13 protein-coding genes and 1 tRNA gene are annotated in these 21,011 nt (G+C 63.8%); 10 read left to right on the top strand and 4 right to left on the bottom strand.

Features of this window, described 5'->3' with window-relative positions:
- The first annotated feature begins 71 nt into the window (after positions 1-71).
- The 5 genes from ACYU70_RS12730 (at position 72) to ACYU70_RS12710 (ending at position 10,769) form a co-directional block, all read left to right on the top strand.
- Positions 72-3,110, top strand: coding sequence for a SusC/RagA family TonB-linked outer membrane protein (locus ACYU70_RS12730; protein ID WP_342301368.1), 3,039 nt, complete (start codon positions 72-74; stop codon positions 3,108-3,110).
- A gap of 32 nt (positions 3,111-3,142) precedes the next feature.
- Positions 3,143-4,723: a RagB/SusD family nutrient uptake outer membrane protein gene (locus ACYU70_RS12725; protein WP_342301366.1), complete on the top strand. Its 1,581-nt coding sequence runs from the start codon at positions 3,143-3,145 to the stop codon at positions 4,721-4,723.
- Between the two features lie 163 nt (positions 4,724-4,886).
- On the top strand, positions 4,887-6,929 hold the full coding sequence (locus tag ACYU70_RS12720) for a DUF2264 domain-containing protein (protein ID WP_342300908.1): 2,043 nt from the start codon (positions 4,887-4,889) through the stop codon (positions 6,927-6,929).
- 333 nt (positions 6,930-7,262) lie between these two features.
- Positions 7,263-9,413, top strand: a complete 2,151-nt coding sequence (locus tag ACYU70_RS12715) for a family 43 glycosylhydrolase (protein WP_342300909.1) — start codon at positions 7,263-7,265, stop codon at positions 9,411-9,413.
- Between the two features lie 48 nt (positions 9,414-9,461).
- Positions 9,462-10,769 carry a BNR repeat-containing protein gene (locus ACYU70_RS12710; RefSeq protein WP_342300910.1) on the top strand — a complete coding sequence of 436 codons (1,308 nt, stop codon included), beginning with the start codon at positions 9,462-9,464 and terminating at the stop codon, positions 10,767-10,769.
- A 20-nt stretch (positions 10,770-10,789) separates the two neighbouring features.
- On the opposite strand, the gene ACYU70_RS12705 is transcribed toward ACYU70_RS12710, so the two are convergent.
- The gene (locus tag ACYU70_RS12705; protein ID WP_342300912.1) at positions 10,790-12,667 is read right to left on the bottom strand and encodes a pyruvate kinase; all 1,878 of its coding nucleotides are present in this window, start codon (positions 12,665-12,667) and stop codon (positions 10,790-10,792) included.
- A gap of 233 nt (positions 12,668-12,900) precedes the next feature.
- Between ACYU70_RS12705 and ACYU70_RS12700 the strand changes: the two genes are divergently transcribed.
- On the top strand, positions 12,901-14,298 hold the full coding sequence (locus tag ACYU70_RS12700) for an MBL fold metallo-hydrolase (RefSeq protein ID WP_342300914.1): 1,398 nt from the start codon (positions 12,901-12,903) through the stop codon (positions 14,296-14,298).
- A 71-nt stretch (positions 14,299-14,369) separates the two neighbouring features.
- Entirely contained in the window at positions 14,370-15,881 is a 1,512-nt protein-coding gene (locus tag ACYU70_RS12695; protein ID WP_342300916.1) for an amidohydrolase family protein, read from the top strand.
- 48 nt (positions 15,882-15,929) lie between these two features.
- Here ACYU70_RS12695 and ACYU70_RS12690 read toward each other — a convergent pair whose 3' ends face one another.
- The gene (locus ACYU70_RS12690; RefSeq protein ID WP_342300917.1) at positions 15,930-16,673 is read right to left on the bottom strand and encodes an LOG family protein; all 744 of its coding nucleotides are present in this window, start codon (positions 16,671-16,673) and stop codon (positions 15,930-15,932) included.
- Positions 16,674-16,787: 114 nt separating this feature from the next.
- Here ACYU70_RS12690 and ACYU70_RS12685 point away from each other — a divergent pair, with 114 nt between their 5' ends.
- The 3 genes from ACYU70_RS12685 (at position 16,788) to ACYU70_RS12675 (ending at position 19,786) form a co-directional block, all read left to right on the top strand.
- Positions 16,788-17,807, top strand: coding sequence for a 2-hydroxyacid dehydrogenase (locus ACYU70_RS12685; RefSeq protein WP_342300919.1), 1,020 nt, complete (start codon positions 16,788-16,790; stop codon positions 17,805-17,807).
- A gap of 183 nt (positions 17,808-17,990) precedes the next feature.
- Positions 17,991-18,875, top strand: a complete 885-nt coding sequence (locus tag ACYU70_RS12680; RefSeq protein ID WP_342300920.1) for a universal stress protein — start codon at positions 17,991-17,993, stop codon at positions 18,873-18,875.
- Between the two features lie 14 nt (positions 18,876-18,889).
- Positions 18,890-19,786 carry a universal stress protein gene (locus tag ACYU70_RS12675; protein ID WP_342300922.1) on the top strand — a complete coding sequence of 299 codons (897 nt, stop codon included), beginning with the start codon at positions 18,890-18,892 and terminating at the stop codon, positions 19,784-19,786.
- 282 nt (positions 19,787-20,068) lie between these two features.
- Here the strand turns inward: ACYU70_RS12675 and ACYU70_RS12670 are convergent.
- A tRNA-Arg gene (locus tag ACYU70_RS12670) sits at positions 20,069-20,142 on the bottom strand.
- Between the two features lie 102 nt (positions 20,143-20,244).
- Positions 20,245-20,982, bottom strand: a complete 738-nt coding sequence (locus tag ACYU70_RS12665) for a TVP38/TMEM64 family protein (protein WP_342300923.1) — start codon at positions 20,980-20,982, stop codon at positions 20,245-20,247.
- Positions 20,983-21,011 lie beyond the last annotated feature (29 nt).

The following is a 21,011-nucleotide window of genomic DNA, read 5'->3' as shown; positions in this document are numbered from 1 at the left end:
AACAACTCCTGAGATTCTCACAAATTCCCACCCCGGGCAGCCTTCGCCAGTTGCCTTTTTCCCTAAATCATATGCAGGCAAAACTTTTACTCCTCTGTGGAGCGCTGCCCCTCGCCGCGCTCCAACCCACTGCCAGCCGGGCCGAGGCTCCGCTGGCGGCCCACGGGCTGGCCGCGCCGGCGGCCGAGGGCACCATCTCCGGCACCGTGCTCGATGAGAAGGGCGCGGGCCTGCCCGGCGTGACGGTGGTGCTGAAAGGCACGACCACCGGCACCAGCACCGACGGCAATGGCGGCTTCACGCTGGCCATTCCCGAGGGCACGGCTTCGCCCACGCTGGTCATTTCTTTCGTGGGCTACGTGAAGCAGGAAATCGTGGTGGGCAGCCAAACGAAGATTACCGTGAAGCTGGCCCCCGATACCCAGGACCTGAGCGAAGTGGTGGTGGTGGGCTACGGTACCCAGAAACGCTCCGACGTGACGGGCTCGGTGGTGTCGGTGCCGCAGGACCGGCTGGAGAAGCTGCCGGTGGCCAACGTGGCCCAGGCCCTGCAAGGCGCGGTGGCCGGCGTGCAGGTCACGAGCGGCTCGGGGGTGCCGGGCTCGCAGTCCAGCATCCAGATTCGGGGGGTGCGTTCGATTACGGCCAATACCGACCCGTATCTGATTGTGGACGGGCTGCCGTTTGCGGGCAACCTGAATGACATCAATACCAACGACATTGCCTCGATTGAGATTCTGAAAGATGCTTCTTCGACAGCCATTTATGGTACGAAGGGCTCCAACGGCGTTATCCTGGTGACCACCAAGCGCGGCAAAACCGGCAAGCCCCAGATTCGCTACGCGGGCTACGCCGGGCCGGAGTACATGGTGGACAAGCTGCACCCGCTGAACGGGCCCGAATTCGCGGCGAAATACGAGGAGTTTACCCGGCAGCGGGGCATCACCTTCGGCCACGTGCCCAACCTGAGCGAGGTAGATAACTACAACGCCGGCCGCACCGTGGATTGGATGGACCTGATTAAACAGCAGGGCTTTATCCAGGACCACAACGTGTCGATTTCGGGCGGCAACGACGACGTGAAGTACTTCGTGTCGGGTGACTATTTCAAGCAGCAGGGCATCATCAAAGGGTATCAGTACCAGCGCATCAGCTTCCGGACGAACATTGATGCCAACCTGACCAACTGGCTGCGCGTGGGCACCTCGGCCTTCTATGCCAACAACGACGACGGCGGCGGCCGCGCCAACCTCAGCTCGGCCCAGATTGCCAGCCCCTACGGCAACGTGTACAACCCCGATGGCACCTACACCATTTTCCCGCAGCAGCCCGAGCAGCTCTTCAATAACCCGCTGATAGGCACTACCACTACGCGCGAAAGCCGCGTGAACCAGCTCACCGGCACGGGCTACCTGGAGGTGGCCCCCACCTTCCTGAGCGGCCTGAAATACCGCCTGAACGTGACCTACGGCTACCGCACCTACCGCTTCGCCAGCTACGTGGGTCGGCAGGGCGGCGACCTGCGCGGCTCGGCGGCGCTCGTGAACGAGGAGCGGCCCAACTACACGGTGGAGAACGTGTTGTCTTATAATAAAGACATTGATAAGCACCACGTTGACGTGACGCTGGTGCAAAGCGCCCAGCAGAACAAGTACTTCACGACTACGGAAAATGCCAGCGGCTTCATCAACGACCAGATTGGGTTCAACAGCATCGGCTCGGGCTCGAACACGCCCACGCTTGGCTCCTACAGCGAGATGCGCCGTCTGGAATCGCAGATGGCCCGCGTCAACTATTCCTATGACAGCCGCTACCTGTTCACGGCCACGGCCCGGCGCGACGGCTCCTCGGTATTCGGTGCTAACGCGGATAAATACGCTGTTTTTCCCTCGGTGGCAGTGGGCTGGAACGTGGCCAACGAAGCGTTTTTGAAGGATAATTCCATTCTGAACGTGCTGAAGCTGCGCTTTTCGTACGGCACCACCGGCAACGAAGGCATCAACCCTTACCAGACCATTACGGGCGGGGCCTTGCTGAACTACGCCTACGGCGGCGTGTCGGCGGTGGGCGTGCGGGCCAACAACATCGGCAACGCCAACCTGAAGTGGGAGCAAACCACCAGCGCCAACTACGCCATCGACTTTGGCCTGCTGAAAAACCGCATCACGGGTAGCCTCGAATACTACGATGCCACCACCAAGGACCTGCTGCTGGCCCGCCAGATTCCGGTTATCTCGGGCTACACCTCCATTCTCGACAACATTGGCCGGGTGCAGAATAAGGGCATCGAACTGACCCTGAATACGGTGAATATTCAGAAAGCGGATTTTAGCTGGTCGTCGGCCTTCAACATCTCGGCCAACCGCAACCGCCTGCTGGAGCTGGGCTACACCAGCACCGACGATATCGGCAACCGCCGCTTTCTGGGCCGGCCGCTGGGCGCCATCTATGATTACCGCAAGATTGGCGTGTGGCAGGTGGGCGAAGACCCCTCGCAGCAGGACCCCGGGGCCAAGCCCGGCGACCTAAAATTCGCGGACCTGAACGGCGACAAGAAAATTGACACCGCCGACCGCGAATACCAGGGCTCGACGCTGCCCGACTACACGGCCGGCCTCACCAACACCTTTACCTACAAGGGCCTGAGCCTGCGCGTGTTCCTGCAAACGGCCCAGGGCATCCTGAAAAACAACGGCATCCTGAACTTCGTGGACCTGGGCGGCCGCCTCAACACGCCGCAGGAAGTGGGCTACTGGACGCCCCAGAACGCCAGCCAGGACCGTCCCGGCCTGAACTTCTACAACAACCGCGGCTACCAGTACCCCAGCAACGCCAGCTACACCCGTCTCAAAGACGTGACGCTGAGCTACTCGCTGCCCACGTCGCTGACCGAGCGCCTGAAAATGGGCGGCGTGTCCGTGTACGTGAGCGGCCGCAACCTCTACACCTGGACCAAGTGGGTGGGCTGGGACCCCGAGCAGGGCTACACCCTGGGCAACGGCTCCGGCAACGTGGACAACCTGACTACCCTTGGCAACCCCGGCACCGGCTCGAACCCCAACTTCCCGCAGCTCAGAACCTTCGTGTTCGGCCTGAACCTGACGTTGTAATCCCATCCCACCCGCCTTACCGCTCCTGATATATGAAACGCATTGGATTAATGGGCCTGGCCCTGCTGGCAGCCGCCCAGCTGCTGAGCTCCTGTAAGAAAGATTTCCTCGACGAAGCCCCCAAGTCGCTCTACACGCCCCAAACGGTGCTGACCGATTCGCTGGGCTTTGAGGCCGCCATGGCCGGTCTGCAATCCGTGGTGCGCGAGCAGTACACCCGCTCTGATGAGCAAGGGCTGCTGGGCATGATGCAGCTCGGCACCGACGTGGCCATTCCCGGCCAGGTGCAGGGCGCCGAGATTCCCTACTACAACTACACCCTGCTGAACTCGCAGGACCAGGCCGCTGCCGTGATGTGGAGCTGGGCCTACCGCACCATCAACAACTGCAACCAGATTATTCAGGGGGCGGCTGCTGCACCGGCCACCCTGCGCCAGGGCTACAAGGACCGCATCAGCGGCGAGGCCCGCTTCTACCGCGCCTACGCCTACAACTTCCTGGTGACGCTCTGGGGCGACGTGCCGCTGATTGAGACGCCCGTGACTACGCCGCGCACCGACTTCACTCGCACGCCCATTGCAGCGGTGAATACGTTTATCATCAATGATTTGACCACGGCCATTCCCAAGCTGTTTCTGGCCAGCAAGGCGGCTTCGGGCCGCATCACGAAGGGCGCGGCCCAGCAATTGCTCGGCGAAGTGTACCTGCGCACCAACCAGGCCTCGCTGGCCGAAACGCAGCTTAAAGAGGTTATCAGCGGCGGCCAGTATAGCCTGATTAAGGCCCGCTACGGGGTGAAATCGACCCAGCCCGGCGACTACTTTTCCGATATGTTCATCATCGGCAACCAACGCCGCAACCAAGGGAATACCGAGTTGATTTGGGGCATTGAGCAGCAGCTGCTGATACCCGGCGGCACCACCAGCGCCCAGCAGCGCCGCGTGTGGGTGCCGGCCTATTACAACGTGAACGGCATGCTGCTGGTCGACTCCCTGGGCGGGCGTGGCCTGGGCCGCCTGCGCCTCAGCAACTGGGTCGATTACCGCCTGTACAACAACGGCCCCGACATGCGCAACTCGAAGTACAACATCAAGCGCCGCTTCTACTATAACAACCCCGCCGTGCCGGCCAAATTCGGCCAGCGCGTCACCGGCCTCACCGGCTCGGATACCATCTTCTTCATCACGCCCTACACCACCAAGTGGAACCAGTTTGACCCCACCGATACCTTCGGGTTCGGCACCATCAAAGACTTGCCCATGATGCGCCTGGGCGAAACCTACCTGCTGCTGGCCGAAGCCCAGGTGAAGCAGGGCAAGACGACTGATGCCGCCATCAGCATCAACGAGCTGCGCACCCGCGCCCAGGCTACTCCGGTCACCGCCGCCCAGATGACGCTCGATTTCATCCTCGACGAGCGCGCCCGCGAGTTGATAGGGGAGGAGCAGCGCCGCCTCACGCTGCTGCGCACCGGCACGCTCATCGACCGCGTGACGCGCCTGAACCCCGCCCCGGTTTCCGGCCTCACCACCAAAAAGCTGCTGCTGCCCATCCCGCAAACGTCTATTGACCTGAATGGTATGGCTACGCTGGGGCAGAATGACGGGTATTAAGCCGGAGTAGTAGAACGTCCAGGAAAGAACGTCTCGAAAGCACGTCATGCAGAGCGCCGCGAAGCATCTTGCCCGCCACCACTAATTCAATCGAATGAGTTACTTACTGCGGGCAAGATGCTTCGCGGCGCTCTGCATGACGTGCTTTCGAGCCTTTGTATTAATGAAAATAAACGGCCTACTCTTTGGAATCCTCGCAGTGCTGGCCGCCACCCCGGCCCACGCCCAGCCCGCCCCGCCCGCCTTCACCACTGCCGTCACGCCGCCCGCTACCAGGCTGCCGCTGTTCCAGGTGAAGCAGCCGGATAAAAGGCTCAGCCCCTTCACTGGCATGACGCGGCGGCACTGGCAGGACGCCGCCCGCTACCTGCTCAGCGGCGCGTTCAGCTACATCCATCAGCTGGACGACCCGATGCAATTCCCCAAGCAGCCCGGCAAAAGCTACCCGCGCACCGCTGCCCAGGTGCCCACCGAGAAGCTGGAAGGCCTGTGCCGCACCCTGTTCATGGCCGCGCCGCTGCTGAAAGAAGACCCCGGCCTGACGCTGAACGGCATCAAAGTGGGCGACTACTACCGCCACCAGCTGGCCCAGTTGGTGAACCCGGCCAGCCCATCGTTCATCCAGCCCCGGGCTAAGGATGGCGGCCCCAGCCAGAACCTGGTGGAGTTTGGCGGGCTGAGCGTGGCGCTGTTTGCGACCCCCGAAATCCTCTGGGACCCACTGCCCCAGGCCACCAAAGATGCCCTGGCTGCCACCATGCTCAGCTACGGCGACGGCCCCACCGTGCCCCAGAACTGGCGCTATTTCAACATCTTCATCCTGAGCTTCTACAAAAGCCGGGGCTACACCGTCAACGAAAAGTTGATGGAAGAATACCTGCAAAAGCAGCTCACGCACTACCGCGGCGAAGGCTGGTACCACGACGGCCCTACCTTCGACTACTACAGCATGTGGGCCTTCCAGATGTACGGCCGGCTGTGGAGCGAATACTACGGCCGGGCACACTACCCCGAAATTGCCACCCAGCTCACCGCCAATTTCTCCCCGCTGAAGGACAATTACCCTTACCAGTTTGGGCGCGACGGCCGCATGATAATGTGGGGCCGCAGCATCACCTACCGCTTTGCGGCGGTGGTGCCCTTCCCGCTGATGGGCCTGCACCCCGAGGCCGGTACCAACTTCGGCTGGATGCGGCGCATTGCCTCGGGCACGCTGTTACAGTTTTTGAAAAACCCGGATTTTTTGCAGGACAATATCCCCACGCTGGGCTTCTATGGCTCTTTTGACCCCGCCGTGCAGGCCTATAGTTGCCGAGGCAGCGTGTTCTGGATGGCCAAGGCCTTCCTGGGCCTGCTCGTGCCGGCCGACTCGCCCTTCTGGACCGCCACCGAGAACGAAGGCCCCTGGGGCAAGGAGCTGAAGCCGGGCACCGTGTTCAACAAGTTCGAGGCCGGCCCCAACATCCTCGTCACCGACTATCCCAACACCGGCGCGGCCGAAATCCGCGTACCCTCGGCCCAGCCCGCCAGCGATGGCAACCGGGGCAACGAAAACTATAACCGCCTGAGCTACAACAGCGCCTTCCCCTGGCAGGCCGACGGCCCCAACGGCGAAGTGGCCATGGACTACGTGTTCAAAACCCCGGACAACAAGTGGGAGCCGTTGCGCCTCTACACCTTCAAAAAGTTCGAAAACGGCATCTACTACCGCGATGCCGAGCTGGAAACCAACCACAACATCAAGCTGCATCTGGCCGACATCACCCTGCCCAACGGCATCCTGCGCCTCGACCAGAACCTGAGCACCGAGCCCGTGGCCGCCCGCCTGGGCCACTACGCCCTGCCCAACCTCACGGGCACCATCCGGCGCACCACGCGCAAGGTGAACGGCTACGAAGCCCAGCTCATCGACAACGGCACCTACCAGCTGGCCCTCATCCCGCTCAGCGGCTGGACCAAAACCGAAACCCTGACCACCACCGGCCTCAACCCCGTGAAGTCCGAAAGCGCCGTTATCAACGTCTCGGCCCAGTTTGAGCCCGCTCAAACTACACTCTACGCCACGCTCATACTCTGGAAAAAATCCGGCGAAACCTGGACCGATGCCGAATTAATGCCCGTGAAAGAACTTATGCCGCCGGCCCAGAACAGCAGCGCCGTGGTGACTTTCAAGGACGGCAGCAGCAAGACCATAAAATTTGATTAAAAAGAAAAACTAACGAACGTACGGCCCCGACCAGCGCCAACCCGGCTAACTGAGCAGTGAGAAACTTGCTAGCCTGACAGTGAGAGCCCGGCCCCGCTGCAAACGGAGCCGCTGGCCGGTGGGAGGTGGGACCCTTACCGGCCACTGGTCGCGGGCCGTGCGTTCGTGTTTTTCTTTATCATTTGTCATCCTGAGCGGAGCGAAGGACCTTGTCACCGATAAACGATTTGCAGAAATCAAGCGGCACAGGCGTGATAAGGTCCTTCGCTCCGCTCAGGATGACAAGTGTTTTTATTCGCATCTTTCAGTGGCTCCGGCCACTTCCTCGTTTTTATGAAATACTACTTTGGTTTCTTACTGCTGGTGCTCGGATTAATTCAATCTGCCGCCGGCAAACCCGGCCCGCCCGCGAAAGAAAAAACCAGCGCCTATCTGTTCGTCTACTTCACCGGCAACGACCTCAAGGAAGAAGCCATCCGCTTCGCCCTCAGCCCCGACGGTTACCACTACACGGCGCTCAACGGCAACCGGCCGGTCATCAGCTCGGCCGCTATCAGCGAGACGGGCGGCGTGCGCGACCCGCACATTCTGCGCGGGGCCGATGGCAAAACCTTCTACATGGTGGCTACCGACATGGTATCAGCTAAGGGCTGGGACTCCAACCGGGGCATGGTACTCATGAAGTCCACCGACCTGCTTAACTGGAAATCCAGCGCCATCAATTTCCAGAAGCGCTACCCCGGCCAGGATGACCTGAAACGCGTCTGGGCTCCGCAAACCATCTACGACGCCCAGGCCGGCAAATACTTGGTTTACTTCTCGCTGAAGCACGGCACAGACCCCGATAAAATCTACTATGCCTACGCCAACAAGGATTTCACCGATTTGGAAGGCGAGCCGAAACAGCTGTTCATCAGCCCCACCAACGGTTCGTGCATCGACGGCGACATCGTGGCCAAAGACGGCAAGTTTTACCTGTTTTTCAAGACCGAAGGCAAGGGCAACGGCATCAAAATCGCCGTGTCGGATAAGCTCACCGGCGGCTACGTGCTGCGCGACCAATACGTGCAGCAAACCACCGACCCGGTGGAAGGCGCGGGCACCTTCAAGCTCAATAATTCCAACGATTACATCCTGATGTACGACGTGTACACCAAGGGCCGTTACCAGTTCACCCGCACTTCCGACCTCCAGAATTTCAAGGTTGTGGACAGCGAGGTGAGCATGAATTTTCACCCGCGCCACGGCACCGTGCTGCCCATCACGGCGCAAGAGGGCGCGCGCCTGGCCGCCCGCTGGCTGGCTCCGGTCGACGTGCTGCGCTCGGCCCGCAACCCCGCTATCCGTTCGCAAAATACCGTGGCCGATTCCGCCGGCGGCAAGCTGGCCTTCCTGGCCAAACCAGGCACCAGCCTGAAAGCATTCGACCCCACGTTTTCCACTTTCGCCGGGGTAGCAGTGCAGCCCACCGGCCCGCAGGATTTCACCAAAGGCCCCGTGCGCTACAACGTGAGCGGCACCAGCCAGAAGCAGCCCGTTTCGGTGAGCATGGCCGAAACCCACAACCCTGCCCTGACCGGCTACTATGCCGACCCGGCCATCCTCTACGCTGAGAAAACCGGCAAATTCTACCTCTACCCCACGAGCGACGGGTTTACGGGCTGGTCGGGCACCTACTTCAAGGCGTTTTCATCGCCGGATTTGGTGAATTGGAAGGACGAGGGCGTGATACTGGATTTGGGGAAGGATGTGAGCTGGGCGAAGAAAAACGCCTGGGCGCCCTGCATCATCGAGCAGAAAACGGCCAACGGCTACAAGTACGCCTATTATTTCTGCGCCGAAGGCAAGATTGGCGTGGCCCTGTCCGACAGCCCCACCGGCCCTTTTGTGGACACCGGCAAACCTCTGATTGACACCCGGCCCGAGGGCGCGAAGGGCGGCCAGCAGATTGACCCGGCCGTATTCCACGACCCCAAAACCGGCAAAAACTACCTCTACTGGGGCAACTCCTACATGGCCGGCGCGGAACTGAACGACGACCTCATCTCCCTGAAACCCGGCACCACACAGTTGATGACGCCCGACGGCACCTTCCGCGAGGGCAGCCACGTGCTCTACCGCAACGGCACCTACTACTTCATGTGGAGCGAAAACGATACCCGCGACCCCGACTACCGCGTGCGCTACGGCACGGCTGCCACGCCGCTGGGCAAAATCACGGTGTCGGCCAATAATCTGGTTGTCAGCAAAGACGCGGCGGCCGGCCTCTATGGCACGGGCCACAATTCCACCATCCAGGTGCCGGGGCGGGATGAGTGGTACCTCGTCTACCACCGTTTCACCTACCCCGAGGGCCTCGGGATGGGCCGCGCTGCCGGCTACCACCGCGAAGTTTGCATTGATAAGCTGGAATTCAACGCCGACGGCAGCATCAAGCCTGTGACACCCACGCACGCCGGCATCCAGCCGGTGCGGGTGAAATAATCGGCCGGATTGGCAGACAACGCATCTCTAAAAACCACTCATCACTTCATGTTGAATTTTCGATTTGCGCTGTGTATTTTACTGATATCGAGTTTATTGCAGCCGCTGACCAGCCGCGCCCAAATGCCGGTGGGCCTGGGCTGGGCGAAGAATAACGTGAACGGCGCGGTGTTCCGCAAAAACTCCGTCGTGACGCAGGGCCGCGACCAGTACGTGGCCTGGTACGATTCGGCGGCCTACGTGGTGCTGGCCAAGCGGCGACTGCCAGCCGGGCCGTGGCAGGTGCAACGCACGCCATACCAAGGCAATGTGAAGGATGCCCACAACATCATTAGCCTGATGGTGGATGGCGTGGGCTACGTGCACCTGTCCTTCGACCACCACAACAACCCCCTGCACTACTGCCGGGGCAAAGCGCCCGGCTCGCTCGAAATGGGGCCGCTCCAGCCCATGACCGGCCAGCAGGAGCAGAAGGTTTCCTACCCCGAATTCCACCGTTTCCCCGGCGGCGACGTGCTGTTTATGTACCGCGACGGCGGCTCCGGCAACGGCAACCTCGTGCTGAACCGCTACAGCCCGAAAAACCAGAAATGGACCCGCCTGCACAGCGTGCTCATCGACGGCGAGGGCCAGCGCAACGCCTACTGGCAGGCTTGCATCGATGCGCGGGGCACCATCCATGTGTCGTGGGTATGGCGCGAGTCGCCCAACGTGGCCTCCAACCACGACATGGCCTACGCCTGCTCGAAGGACGGCGGCCTGACCTGGCAGCGCAGCACCGGCGAAAAGTATCAGATTCCCATCACCGAAAAAACCGCCGAGTACGCCGCCCGCATCCCCCAAAACAGCGAGCTGATTAACCAGACCAGCATCACCGCCGATGCCCAGGGCCGGCCCTACATCGCCACCTACTGGCGGCCGGCCGGCACCCAGGTGCCGCAGTATCAGTTGATTTATCTGAATGGTAAAACCTGGAAAACCGCCCAAATCAGCCAGCGCACCATGCCTTTCAGCCTGAGCGGCGTGGGCACGAAGAAGATTCCGATTTCGCGCCCGCAGCTGCTGGTTTCGACCCAAAAAGGCAAAACTGCCGCTTACCTGCTCTACCGCGACGCCGAGCGCCAGGACCGTGCCTCGGTGCTGCAATGTCCCGACCTCGCCACCAACCAGTGGACGGCCACTGACCTCACAACCAGTTCCGTGGGCAACTGGGAGCCCAGCTACGACACCGAGCGCTGGAAAACCGAAGGCATCCTCAGCCTATTCGTGCAGCGCACCGGTCAGGGCGACGGCGAAACCCTCGAAAACCTAGCCCCGCAGCCGGTATACGTGTTGGAATGGAAGCCCGGTAAGTAGCTGCCGTTTTGTGGGCGGGCTTATATCCCCGGCCACGCCTGGGCCACGCGCAGGCCGCGCAGCATGGCGCTTTTCTTGCGCTGATGGGCCTGCATACGCCGCAAAATCCCGCTGAGAATACGCACGGCTTCCACCACGCGCGGGCCTTTGTTGAGCATCACGCACTCGGCGCGGTCGCCCATGGCGGCATCGGTGATTTCGGCGCGGGAGGGCATGCCGCCCCGGGCCAGGCTCTCGAGCACCTGTGTGGCCCAGATGACGGGCACGTGGGCGGCCTCGCACAGCCAGAGGATTTCCTCCTGCACCTCGGCCAGGCGCTCGAAGCCGCATTCCACGGCTAGGTCGCCGCGGGCAATCATCACCGCACAGCTCTCGCCTTGCATGGCGCTGAGCAGCAGGGCCGGGAGTTGCTCGAAGCCCCGCCGCGTTTCAATTTTGAGGATGATGGGCAGCTCCCGGTCCGTGAGGCGACTGATTTCCTGCCGCAGCTGCTCTACATCGGCCGCCGAGCTCACGAAGGAGAGGGCCACCAGGTCGGCGTGCTGGGCTACGAAGGCCAGGTCGCGCTGGTCCTTCTCCGTGAGGGCGGAGAGCGGTAGCTGGCTTTCGGGCAGGTTGATGCTCTTGTCGTTGCGCAGCTTTTCGCCCTGCGAGCGGGCCTGGGTGATGCGCACGCGCAAGGCTTCGGGCTCGACCTCCTCAATGACCCCGCCAATCTTGCCGTCATCGAACCAGATGGGCTCGCCGGCCCGCACGTAGTCGAACGCCTCGGACCACGCGCAGCCAATGGCCGCTGCGGCTTCGCCATCCAATGCCGTTGGGACGGACAGCGCCCCGCCGCCAGCCGGCCGCCGGCGCACCAACAAACTATCGCTGGGTCGCAATAGAATGAACGGCTCCGAGGGCTCCAGGTGCTGAATGGTAGCCATTCCGTCCGCCCCCCGAAACTGGGTAAGCGGCGTGAGATAGGTCGTTTTGCTAAGCTCGGCCCAGCAGCCTTGCGGCGTGCAGCTGCCAACGTGCAGCTTGCGCCGCTTCCCCCGCGCATCCACAAATGCAATGGCCTCGCCGGCGTGCAGGCCGAGCAGCCAGGCAGCCGGGAAAGCCAGACTGGCGGCCGCCGCTGCTGGGGCCGCCGTGGGCTGTTCGGCGGCGCTCAGCCATATCCGTGCGGGGGCCAGCCGCCGCCCAAAGGCATCAATTTTCGGACTGATTTGTAGCACGGCCGGCCCGGGCGGCAGGCCTTGGGTGCGCAGCTTGGGGCCGGCCAGGTCCATGCTCACCTTGCAGGACTTGCCCAGCGTCTGCTCGGCACGGCGCAGGTGCGCAATCATCTGCTGCCAGGCTGCCACGTCGTCGTGGGCGCAGTTGATGCGCAGGCAGTCCATGCCCTGCCGCAGCAGCTCTTCCACCAGAGCATAATTGGTGGCGGCCTCGCTGGGCATGGTCACCATGATGCGGACGTCGCGCTCGGCCGGCACCGGGCCCAGGCAGGCGGTGCTGTGTTCGGCCAGCAGGCGCGGGCCGCTGCTGAAGGTCGGGCCGGTTTCGTCCGGCTGAACTGGCTCCGGTGAGGTGGGCCGTGCCAGGGCGTGCAGCACGGCCCGCACCGCCTCCACGCTGGCCAGGGCGTGGGCCTCGGCCCGGCCCAGGGAGGAGAGGCCGAGCTCGGCGAGGCGGTATTGCAGGGGGCGCAGGTCGCGCTGGCGCAGGGCCAGGTAGTGCAGCAGGTTGCGGGCACCCAGCTGGAAATTTGGGTGAATAGAGGACAGGTATTGCGTGCATTGCGTGGCAAAGCCCACCATCTCGTCGCGCACGGTGGTGAGTTCGGCAAGCAGCCCATCAAGGTCGGCGCTGGACCGGGGGGGAACCGAAGCGGGCCGGATGAGTTCAGCCATGACAAGCAGCAGGAGGGGTACTCGAATGCGAATTGGCCTGCCGCCCAAGAAATTACGCACGTGCCGGGTGATGATTCAGCACCCGGCCGGGAAAGGAAAATCCGAACCCAAAGAACCCGCCCCGCGCGCGCCAGCACCCTGCTGATTATTAGCCAAAGCGTTGATTTTCGTCATGTTTTGTTGGTTGGGTTTGGCTGAACCTTGTAAGCGCAACTTACTTCCGCTTCAAGGCCATGGATGTCAATCTGCAATTCCTCGGGGCCGCGCACTGCGTCACGGGTTCCAAGCACCTGCTCACGCTGGAAGAGGCGGGCAAGCGCCATCAGCTACTCATCGATTGCGGACTGTTTCAGGGCCTTAAGGAGCTGCGGCTGCGCAACCGCGAGGAGCTGCCCCTCGCGCCCGCCGACGTCGAAATTGTCATCCTCACCCACGCCCACATCGACCACAGCGGCTACCTTCCCAAGCTGGTGAAAGACGGTTTTCGGGGCCGCATCCTGTGCACCGAGCCCACCGCCGATTTGCTCAGCATTATGCTCCTTGACTCGGCCAAGCTGCAGGAAGAAGATGCGGTTTACGCGAATAAAAAAGGCTATTCCAAACACCATCCGGCTCTGCCGCTCTACTCGCAGGCCGACGTGGAGCAGGTGCTGCCCCTGGTGGAAAGCGTGGCCTACAATGCGCCCATCAGCCTGCTCGGGGGCAGCCTCGTGCTCACCTTCCGGGAAGCTGGCCACATCCTGGGCTCGGCCATTGTGGAGCTGGACGTGCGGGGCGCGCACCAGCACAAGCGCCTCGTGTTTTCCGGCGATTTGGGCCGCTACGACAGCCCGCTGATGCACGACCCCACGGCCATCCCCCAGGCCGATGTGCTCGTGGTGGAATCCACCTACGGCGACCGCACCACGCGCCTGGCCGACCCCGAATCGGTGCTGGCCCGCACCGTGAACGAGGCCCTGGACCGGGGCGGCGTGCTGCTCGTGGCGGCCTTTGCCGTGGGGCGCACCCAGGCGCTGCTCTACTACCTGAAAAAGCTGCTGGCGGCCGGCCGCATCCCGCCCGTGCCGGTGTACGTGGATAGTCCCATGGCCCTGCGCGTGGCCGACCTCTACCCGCGCCACCCCACGGCGCACCGGCTGGGCCACGGCAACGTGTTCGATTTCAGTGGCCTGCACCTGGTGCCGGAGTCGGAACAGTCGAAGGCGCTGAACCAGAAAACCGGTTGGGGCATCATCATCTCGGCCAGTGGCATGTGCACGGGCGGGCGCATTGTGCACCACCTGCACCACCGCCTGCCCCGCCCGCAGGATACGCTGCTGCTCATCGGCTACCAGGCCGAGGGCACGCGGGGCCGCCGCCTGCTGGCCGGCGAGCAGGAAATCAAGATGTTCGGCGAAATGGTGCCCGTGCGCTGCCACGTCGAGCACCTCGACGGCTTCTCGGCCCACGCCGACCGCTCGGAATTGCTGCGCTGGCTCGACCAGTTTCAGGCCCCGCCCCAGCGCGCCTTCGTGGTGCACGGCGAGCCGCCGGCCGCCGAAAACCTGGCCGCAACGCTGCGCGAGCGCCACTGGCCCAGCGTGGAAGTGCCCGAATACCTGGAATCCGTCCGCCTGTTCGCCGGGCTTTGATTCGGGGGGCGGCAGTTGTCTTACGTGTTAATTATTAGCCGCAAACGCTTTTTTAAATCTGTACTCTGGTCATGAAACCACGCCTTTTTTTTGGACTGCTCCTGGGGCTGAGTTTCTCGGGGCACCTGGCTGTCGGGCAGCGTCCGGTGTCCCTCATTCCGCCGCCCATCGCTCCCCCGCCGGTCGATGAGCTGGTGATTACCAACGTGAACGTGGTGGACGTTGATTTGGGCGAAGTCGAGCCCCACCGCAACGTGGTGCTGCGCGACGGCGTCATCTTTTCGGTGGGCCAATGGGTGCCGGCCGGCCGGGGCGTGCCCACCCTCGACGGCACCGGCAAATACCTGGTGCCCGGCCTGTGGGACTTCCACACCCACGCCCTGGGCTCAGCCGCCGATGAGCGGGTGGCCCTGCCGCTGTACGTGGCCCACGGCATCACCAGCATCCGCGACGTGAGCGCGGCCCGGCCCCTGGCCGACCTGTTGCGCACATACCAGGCCCTGGAAACCGGGGCGCGGGTGGGGCCGCGCCTCGAACTGGCCGGCCCCGTGCTCGACGGCTCGGCCGATGGCAGCACCAGCCTGAGCCTCACGGCCACCCGCGCCGAGGGCTTTGCCCGGGCCGAAGCCCTGATGCGGGCGGGCTGGTGCAGCCTGCAAGCTGGCCCGTACCTATCGCCCGAGGCCTTTGGGGGCATCGCCGCTGCCACCCGCCTGGAGCGGGTGCACTTGGCCGGTGCCGTGCCCGAGGCCGTGCCGGTGCTGGATGCCATCGGGGCCGGCCAGCGCAGCATCGAGCACGCCGATAAGCTGCTGCTGGCCTGCTCCGGCCGCGAGGCCGAGCTGGTGGCGGCACGCGCTGCGGCCCTGGCCGGCCCCCGGCCCCTGCCCACGCTGCAAGCCTGCATCAAATCGCAGCAAAAGGACATCGTGGCGAGCTTCAGCCCCAGCCGGTGCGCGACGCTGGCCCAGGCGCTGATGCAGGACCATACGGCGGTGATGCCCGGGCTGGTGGCCCACGATTTCGACCTGCGGCGCGACCCCGCCCGGGAAGACCCGCGCTTTCGGTCGGTGCCGGCCAGCATGCGCCAGCAGTGGGCGCAGGCCGCCCACGACCGGCCGCACCTATCGGCCGGCAAGCTGGCCAAAATCCAGGTTGCCGATTCGTTGCAGCGCAGCATGGTGGCCACGTTTGGGCTGCTGGGCGTGCGCCTGGTGGCGGGCTCCGATGCCGGCTCCGGCACGCCCAACCTCTTTTACGGCGGCAGCTTGCACGATGAGCTGGAGCGCCTGGTGGCCCTCGGCCTCACGCCGGCCGAAGCCCTGCGCGCCGGCACCGTGAACCCGGCCATGGCCACCGGGCACGGCTTCGACGTGGGCCGCATCCGCCCCGCTTATGCGGCCGATGTGCTGCTGCTCAACGGCAACCCGCTCGACGATATCCACAACCTGCGTCTGATTCAGGCCGTGGTGCTGCGCGGCCGCCTGTTCGACCTGCCCGCCCTGGCCGGCCTGGCCACGGAAGCCGAGCAAGCTGCTATTCAGCAGAACGTAGCGGCCCAGGCGGCCACGGCCACCCGCTGAGTGCTTTTCAGACCAGAATATGAGCCCTTGAAGCCGTTTTGAGCCACTTTATTCGACCAGCCACCAGCGCCGGGGCGGGCGCTTGGCCACCAGCCGGAACTTCTGCACGGCGTACTGCTCGATGTGGGCCAGGGCTTCGGCCACCGAATCGGTGAAGGTGAGTAGCTCCAAATCGGCGGCGGCCACCATGCCCTGGGCCTGCATGTGGGTGAGCTGGGCCAGCAGCGGCTGCCAGTAGGCGCGCCCCACCACCACTACCGGGAAATCCAGGATTTTGCGGGTCTGGATGAGGGTGAGGGCCTCAAACAGCTCGTCGAGCGTGCCAATGCCGCCGGGCATAATTACAAATGCATATGAATACTTCACCAGCAAGACTTTACGGACGAAGAAGTACCGGCAGCTCAGCCACTTGTCGAGGTAGGCGTTGGGGTGCTGCTCGGCATTCAGCACGATGTTGCAGCCCACCGAGGGGCCGCCGGCTTCGCGTGCGCCCCGGTTGGCGGCTTCCATAATGCCCGGCCCGCCGCCGGTGAGCACCGTGAATCCCTGCCGGCTCAGGCCCGCGCCCAGCTGGCGGGCCAGCTCATAGAACGGCGAGCCCGCCGCCACCCGCGCCGACCCGAACACCGACACGCACGGCCCCACAAAATGCAGCGCCCGAAACCCGCGCACAAACTCCCGCACCACCGTCCAGAGAAAGCGCAGCTCGCGCCGCCGGCTGCGCGGCCCGGCCAGAAACCGGCGCTCATCCCGGTCGGGGTGCTGGGGGGCGGGCAAGGGCGTAGCGGGCATGGGCGGGCTGAAAACAACACCGGGCAGCGGGCCTGGTACCGATAACCAACGGAACCTCAGGCGCTGACGCTGCGCCAATAGAGACTCATTTCTGCTAAATCTAGTTAATTGATTATGAACGTTACCGCTTTCAGTGTGCAAGGCTTTGAACGCAGCTTTTTGCAGCGCGCCAACCAAACCCGCCACCACCTCACGCTGCTCGATACGCCCCTCAGCGCCGACACGGCCCACCTGGCCCAGGGGGCGCTGGCCGTCAGCATCTTCACGCGGGACGATGCCTCGGCACCCGTGCTGGGCCAGCTCTGGGACCTGGGCGTGCGCTACCTGGCCGTGCGCGCCACCGGCACCGACAACGTGGACCTGGCCGCCGCCCGCCAGCTGGGCCTGCGCGTGGCCAACGTGCCCGAATACTCGCCCTACGCCATCGCCGAGCACGCCGTGACGCTCATGCTGGCCCTGTGCCGCCACCTGCGCCAGGCCGACCAGCAGCTGCGCGCCAACGACTTCCGCCTCGACCACCTCATCGGCTTCGACCTGCACGGCAAAACCGTGGCCATTCTGGGCGTGGGCCGCATTGGCGGGGTGGTAGCACGCATTCTGCACGGCTTTGGCTGCCAGCTGCTGGGCGTGGACGTGCAGCCTAACCCCGACCTGACCGTGCAGTACGGCCTGCGCTACGTGACGCTGACTGAAGCCTGCGCCCAGGCCGACATCATCTCGGTGCACACCCCGCTCAACGCCGATACCCAGCACCTGATTGATGATGAGTTGCTGCGCCAGATGAAGCGCGGCGTGATGCTCATCAACACCGGCCGGGGCGGGGTGCTCGATACCGAAGCCGCCCTGCGCGCCCTCAAAAGCGGCCAGCTGGGCTTTCTGGGACTCGATGTGTACGAGCGGGAAAAGCCGCTTTTCTTCGCCGACCACAGCCAGGAGCTGCTGCTCGACGACACGTTTGCCCGGCTGCTCACCTTCCCCAACGTGCTGCTCACCGGCCACCAGGCCTACCTCACCCGCGAGGCCCTCACCAACATTGCCGACGCCACCCTGGCCAGCCTCACGGCCTGGGCGCAGGGGCGGCCCGCCGCGCACGAGGTGGCCGTGCCCGTTGCCCAAAAGCAGCCCGTTGCCTGATTGCCCGGCAGCGGCCGGACCTGCCTGTACATGACGAGAATCACTAGCTGAGCCAATCAATATCAGGGGTTTGCCTGCGGAGAAAAGCGAATTTTATCGTGCTTTTATATCTCCATTGCCGGCCCGGGTTTCGGCCTTCCTGCCATCAGCCCAGTGCCGCCTCATTCTTAGCCACTAATTGCCATGGTCCCCAACATCGTTGTGCTGACTGACTTCTCGCTCGCCGCCGAGCGGGCCCGAGCCTACGCCGCCGTGCTGGCCGCTCCATTGGATGCCGAGCTCCACTTGGTGCACGTATTTCTGCCGGTGCCCGTCGTCACGGAATTCGGCATGGTGCTGCCGGCCAAGGATGAGGACTACGTGCCCGAAACCTGCCGCTGCCTTCGGCACGTGGCCGAAACCATGCCCGTGCCCACCACCGCCGAGGTGCTGGAAGCCGACTGGCCCGGCGCCATTGTGCAGGCCATCGAAAAATATCACCCCATGCTCATCGTAGCCGGGCTCACGGCTACCAATGGCTTCCTCGATGAGTGGTTCAGCAACCGCGCCGCGTCGGTGACGCGCCAAACGGGCTGCCCGCTGCTGCTCGTGCCCGAGCACCTGCCCGATGCTGCCCTGCACCAGCCCCGCCGCCTGGCCCTGGCCGTAGAAGACCGACCCTTCCGGCTGACCCCGGCCGCCCGGTCCGTTGCGCCCCTGCTCGACGGGCTGGACCTGGACGTGGTGGCCGTCACCGTGCTGTCGGAGGCCGAAAGCCCCGGCGGCTGGGATGGCCTGCGGGCCACGCAGCATAGCGGCCTGGCCGCTGGCATAGCCCGTTGCGGCTTGCACAAAGTAGTGGGCGCGCAGCCCGGCTCGGGCATTCTGGAGGCCGTGCACGACCTGGAGGCCGACCTGGTGGCCCTGCTCGACCAGGGCCACGGCTGGGCGCACAAGATGTTCAGCGGCAGTGTTATCGACTACGTGCTGCGGCACACACCGGTGCCGGTGCTGCTGCTCTCGGCCCACATTCCGGACCCGGTTGCCGCCCCGGTCGAGACGCGGGCCTTTATCCCCGTCACTCACTAAAATCTGCTTTTGCCATGGCCCTCACGCTCATCGTGCTGTCCGGTTTCTACGAGCCCGCCCGGCATGCTATTCACTACGCTGATAAGCTGGCGCAGGCCGTGCACGCCCAGGTAGTGCTGCTGCACGTCAACCGGGCTTCGCTGCTCGACCCCTACGAGCTGGTGGGCGCGGTGGGGGAGAAGTACCACCGCCAGGAGCTGGCCGGCCAGTCCGATACCGTGGTGGCCCTGCACCAGCTGGCCCGGAGCCTGCACGTGCCCGCCGCCGTAGAAATGGCCACCGACCTGCTCCCCGACATTGCCCGCGAGCTGGCCACCCGCTACGCCCCGGCGCTGTTTGTGCTGGGCCAGCCCGATGCCGACCACCCCGACTACGCCGGCATGACGGCCATGTGCGCCGAGCTGTTGCGCGCCGGCCACTACCCGGTGCTGACCGTGCCCACCACCACGCCCACCACCCACCCGCCGCACCGCTTCCTGATTGCGGCCGACCGCGAGCCTTTTGTCCTGGGGGCGGCCGCCCAGGCGCTGCGCCCCATGCTGGCCCAGCTCGGCACGGGGGGCGTGGTGGTGGCCCACGTTTCCGACGGCGTGGAGGACGATGATGGCTGCGCGACCGCCCTGCGGGCCGTGCGGGCCAGCGGCCTGGTCGATTTTACCCACCCCGAGCTGCGCGGCTACCTCGACAGCGACTACGCCGAGGGTGTGCTCACCGCCACGCAGGAAGTAGCGGCCGACCTGGTCATCACGCTGGCCCGGCAGCGCAGTTTCATGAGCGACTTGTTTCATCGCAGCATCACGGCCCGGCTGGTGGAGCAGTGCCCCGTGCCGGTGCTGGTGCTGCCCACCGCCGCCGAGGTGCCGCAGGATGCCTCCGATGCCTCCGATGCCTCATCGAAAACGGAGGCGTAGCGGGCCGCCCCGGCTTGGGGCCGATACCATTTTTTTTCATCCGCAGCCGGTGAATGAGCTTCTCAATTTTCGGCCGCCATTGAGGTGGCCTGGGCTTACACCACCTGCCTGCGAAACTCAATTTAAAACCGAGTAAAAGGTACATACTGCCCCTAATGCATAAACATCCGGTGTCGCCGAGCTGCAACAGTAGCATGAAAGCTCAACCCGTCCCTTGAAACGGCGATACTGTACCCCAAAGTATGCAAAAAGGCCCTCAGCATTGTGCTGAGGGCCTTGTAGTGGTCGTGTAAGGAGTCGAACCTTAAACCTTCTGATTCGTAGTCAGATGCTCTATCCAATTGAGCTACACAACCCTTTTCCCGTGTTGGGAGCACAAAGGTAAGAGGAGAAAAAGCGGCTGTGCAAGCCACGCGCACTTTTTACGGGAAGAAAAATGCGCGGGCGGCAGCAAGTGGCTAATAATCAGCCGGAGATTTTTGCTCATTTCCGGCGCTGCCTTGCCTCAATACCCGTTGCAAGGCCCGGTTGAAGACGAAGTACAGGCCGAATAGCGATGCTGCCACCAGCCCCAGCAGTACCAATTTGCTGAGCGTGCCCTGGTCGGGGTCTTTCAGCAGGGCCAATACATCGGATGCTTTCGTGCCGAGCCAGTAGAAGAACAGGCTGCGCGGCAGCATGCCCAGCACCGACGCGGCCAGGAACCGCTTGCGCGGCACGCCCACGATGGCCAGCACAAACGTCATCAACGCAAAGGGCAGCACCGGCGAGAGGCGCGTGAGCAGGATGAGCTGCCAGCTCTGGTTTTGCAGCTCGCCCAGCACGGCCTCGGCTTTGGGGAAGAGGTGCAGGAAATGGCGCAGCTTGCCGTGGTCGAGGCGCTTGGCCAGCTCGTAGCCGATGGCGGCGGCCAGCGCGTAGGCCAGCACCATGCCCGGCAGCCCGGCCCAGCCAAAATAATATCCCGTCACGATGGCCACGAACGTAGTCGGGGTGAGGGCAAAGGCCATGGTGAAGGCAATGACCACGAAATACAGCACCGCCTGCCCCGCGCTGAGGCGCTCCAGCAAATCCTGCTTTTCATAGAGCAGCGTCAGCAGCGAGGCGGAGCCCAGCAGCGGCACCGCCACCAGCAGAAACATGGTGAGCAGCGTGGAGAAGTTTTTCTGGAAAAGCTCGCGCAGCAGTCGGAACATAGGCCAAGGGCGAAGCTCCGCCATCCGGC

The organism is Hymenobacter segetis, assembly GCF_054776495.1.
This window is presented reverse-complemented; position numbering and strand designations above follow the sequence as displayed.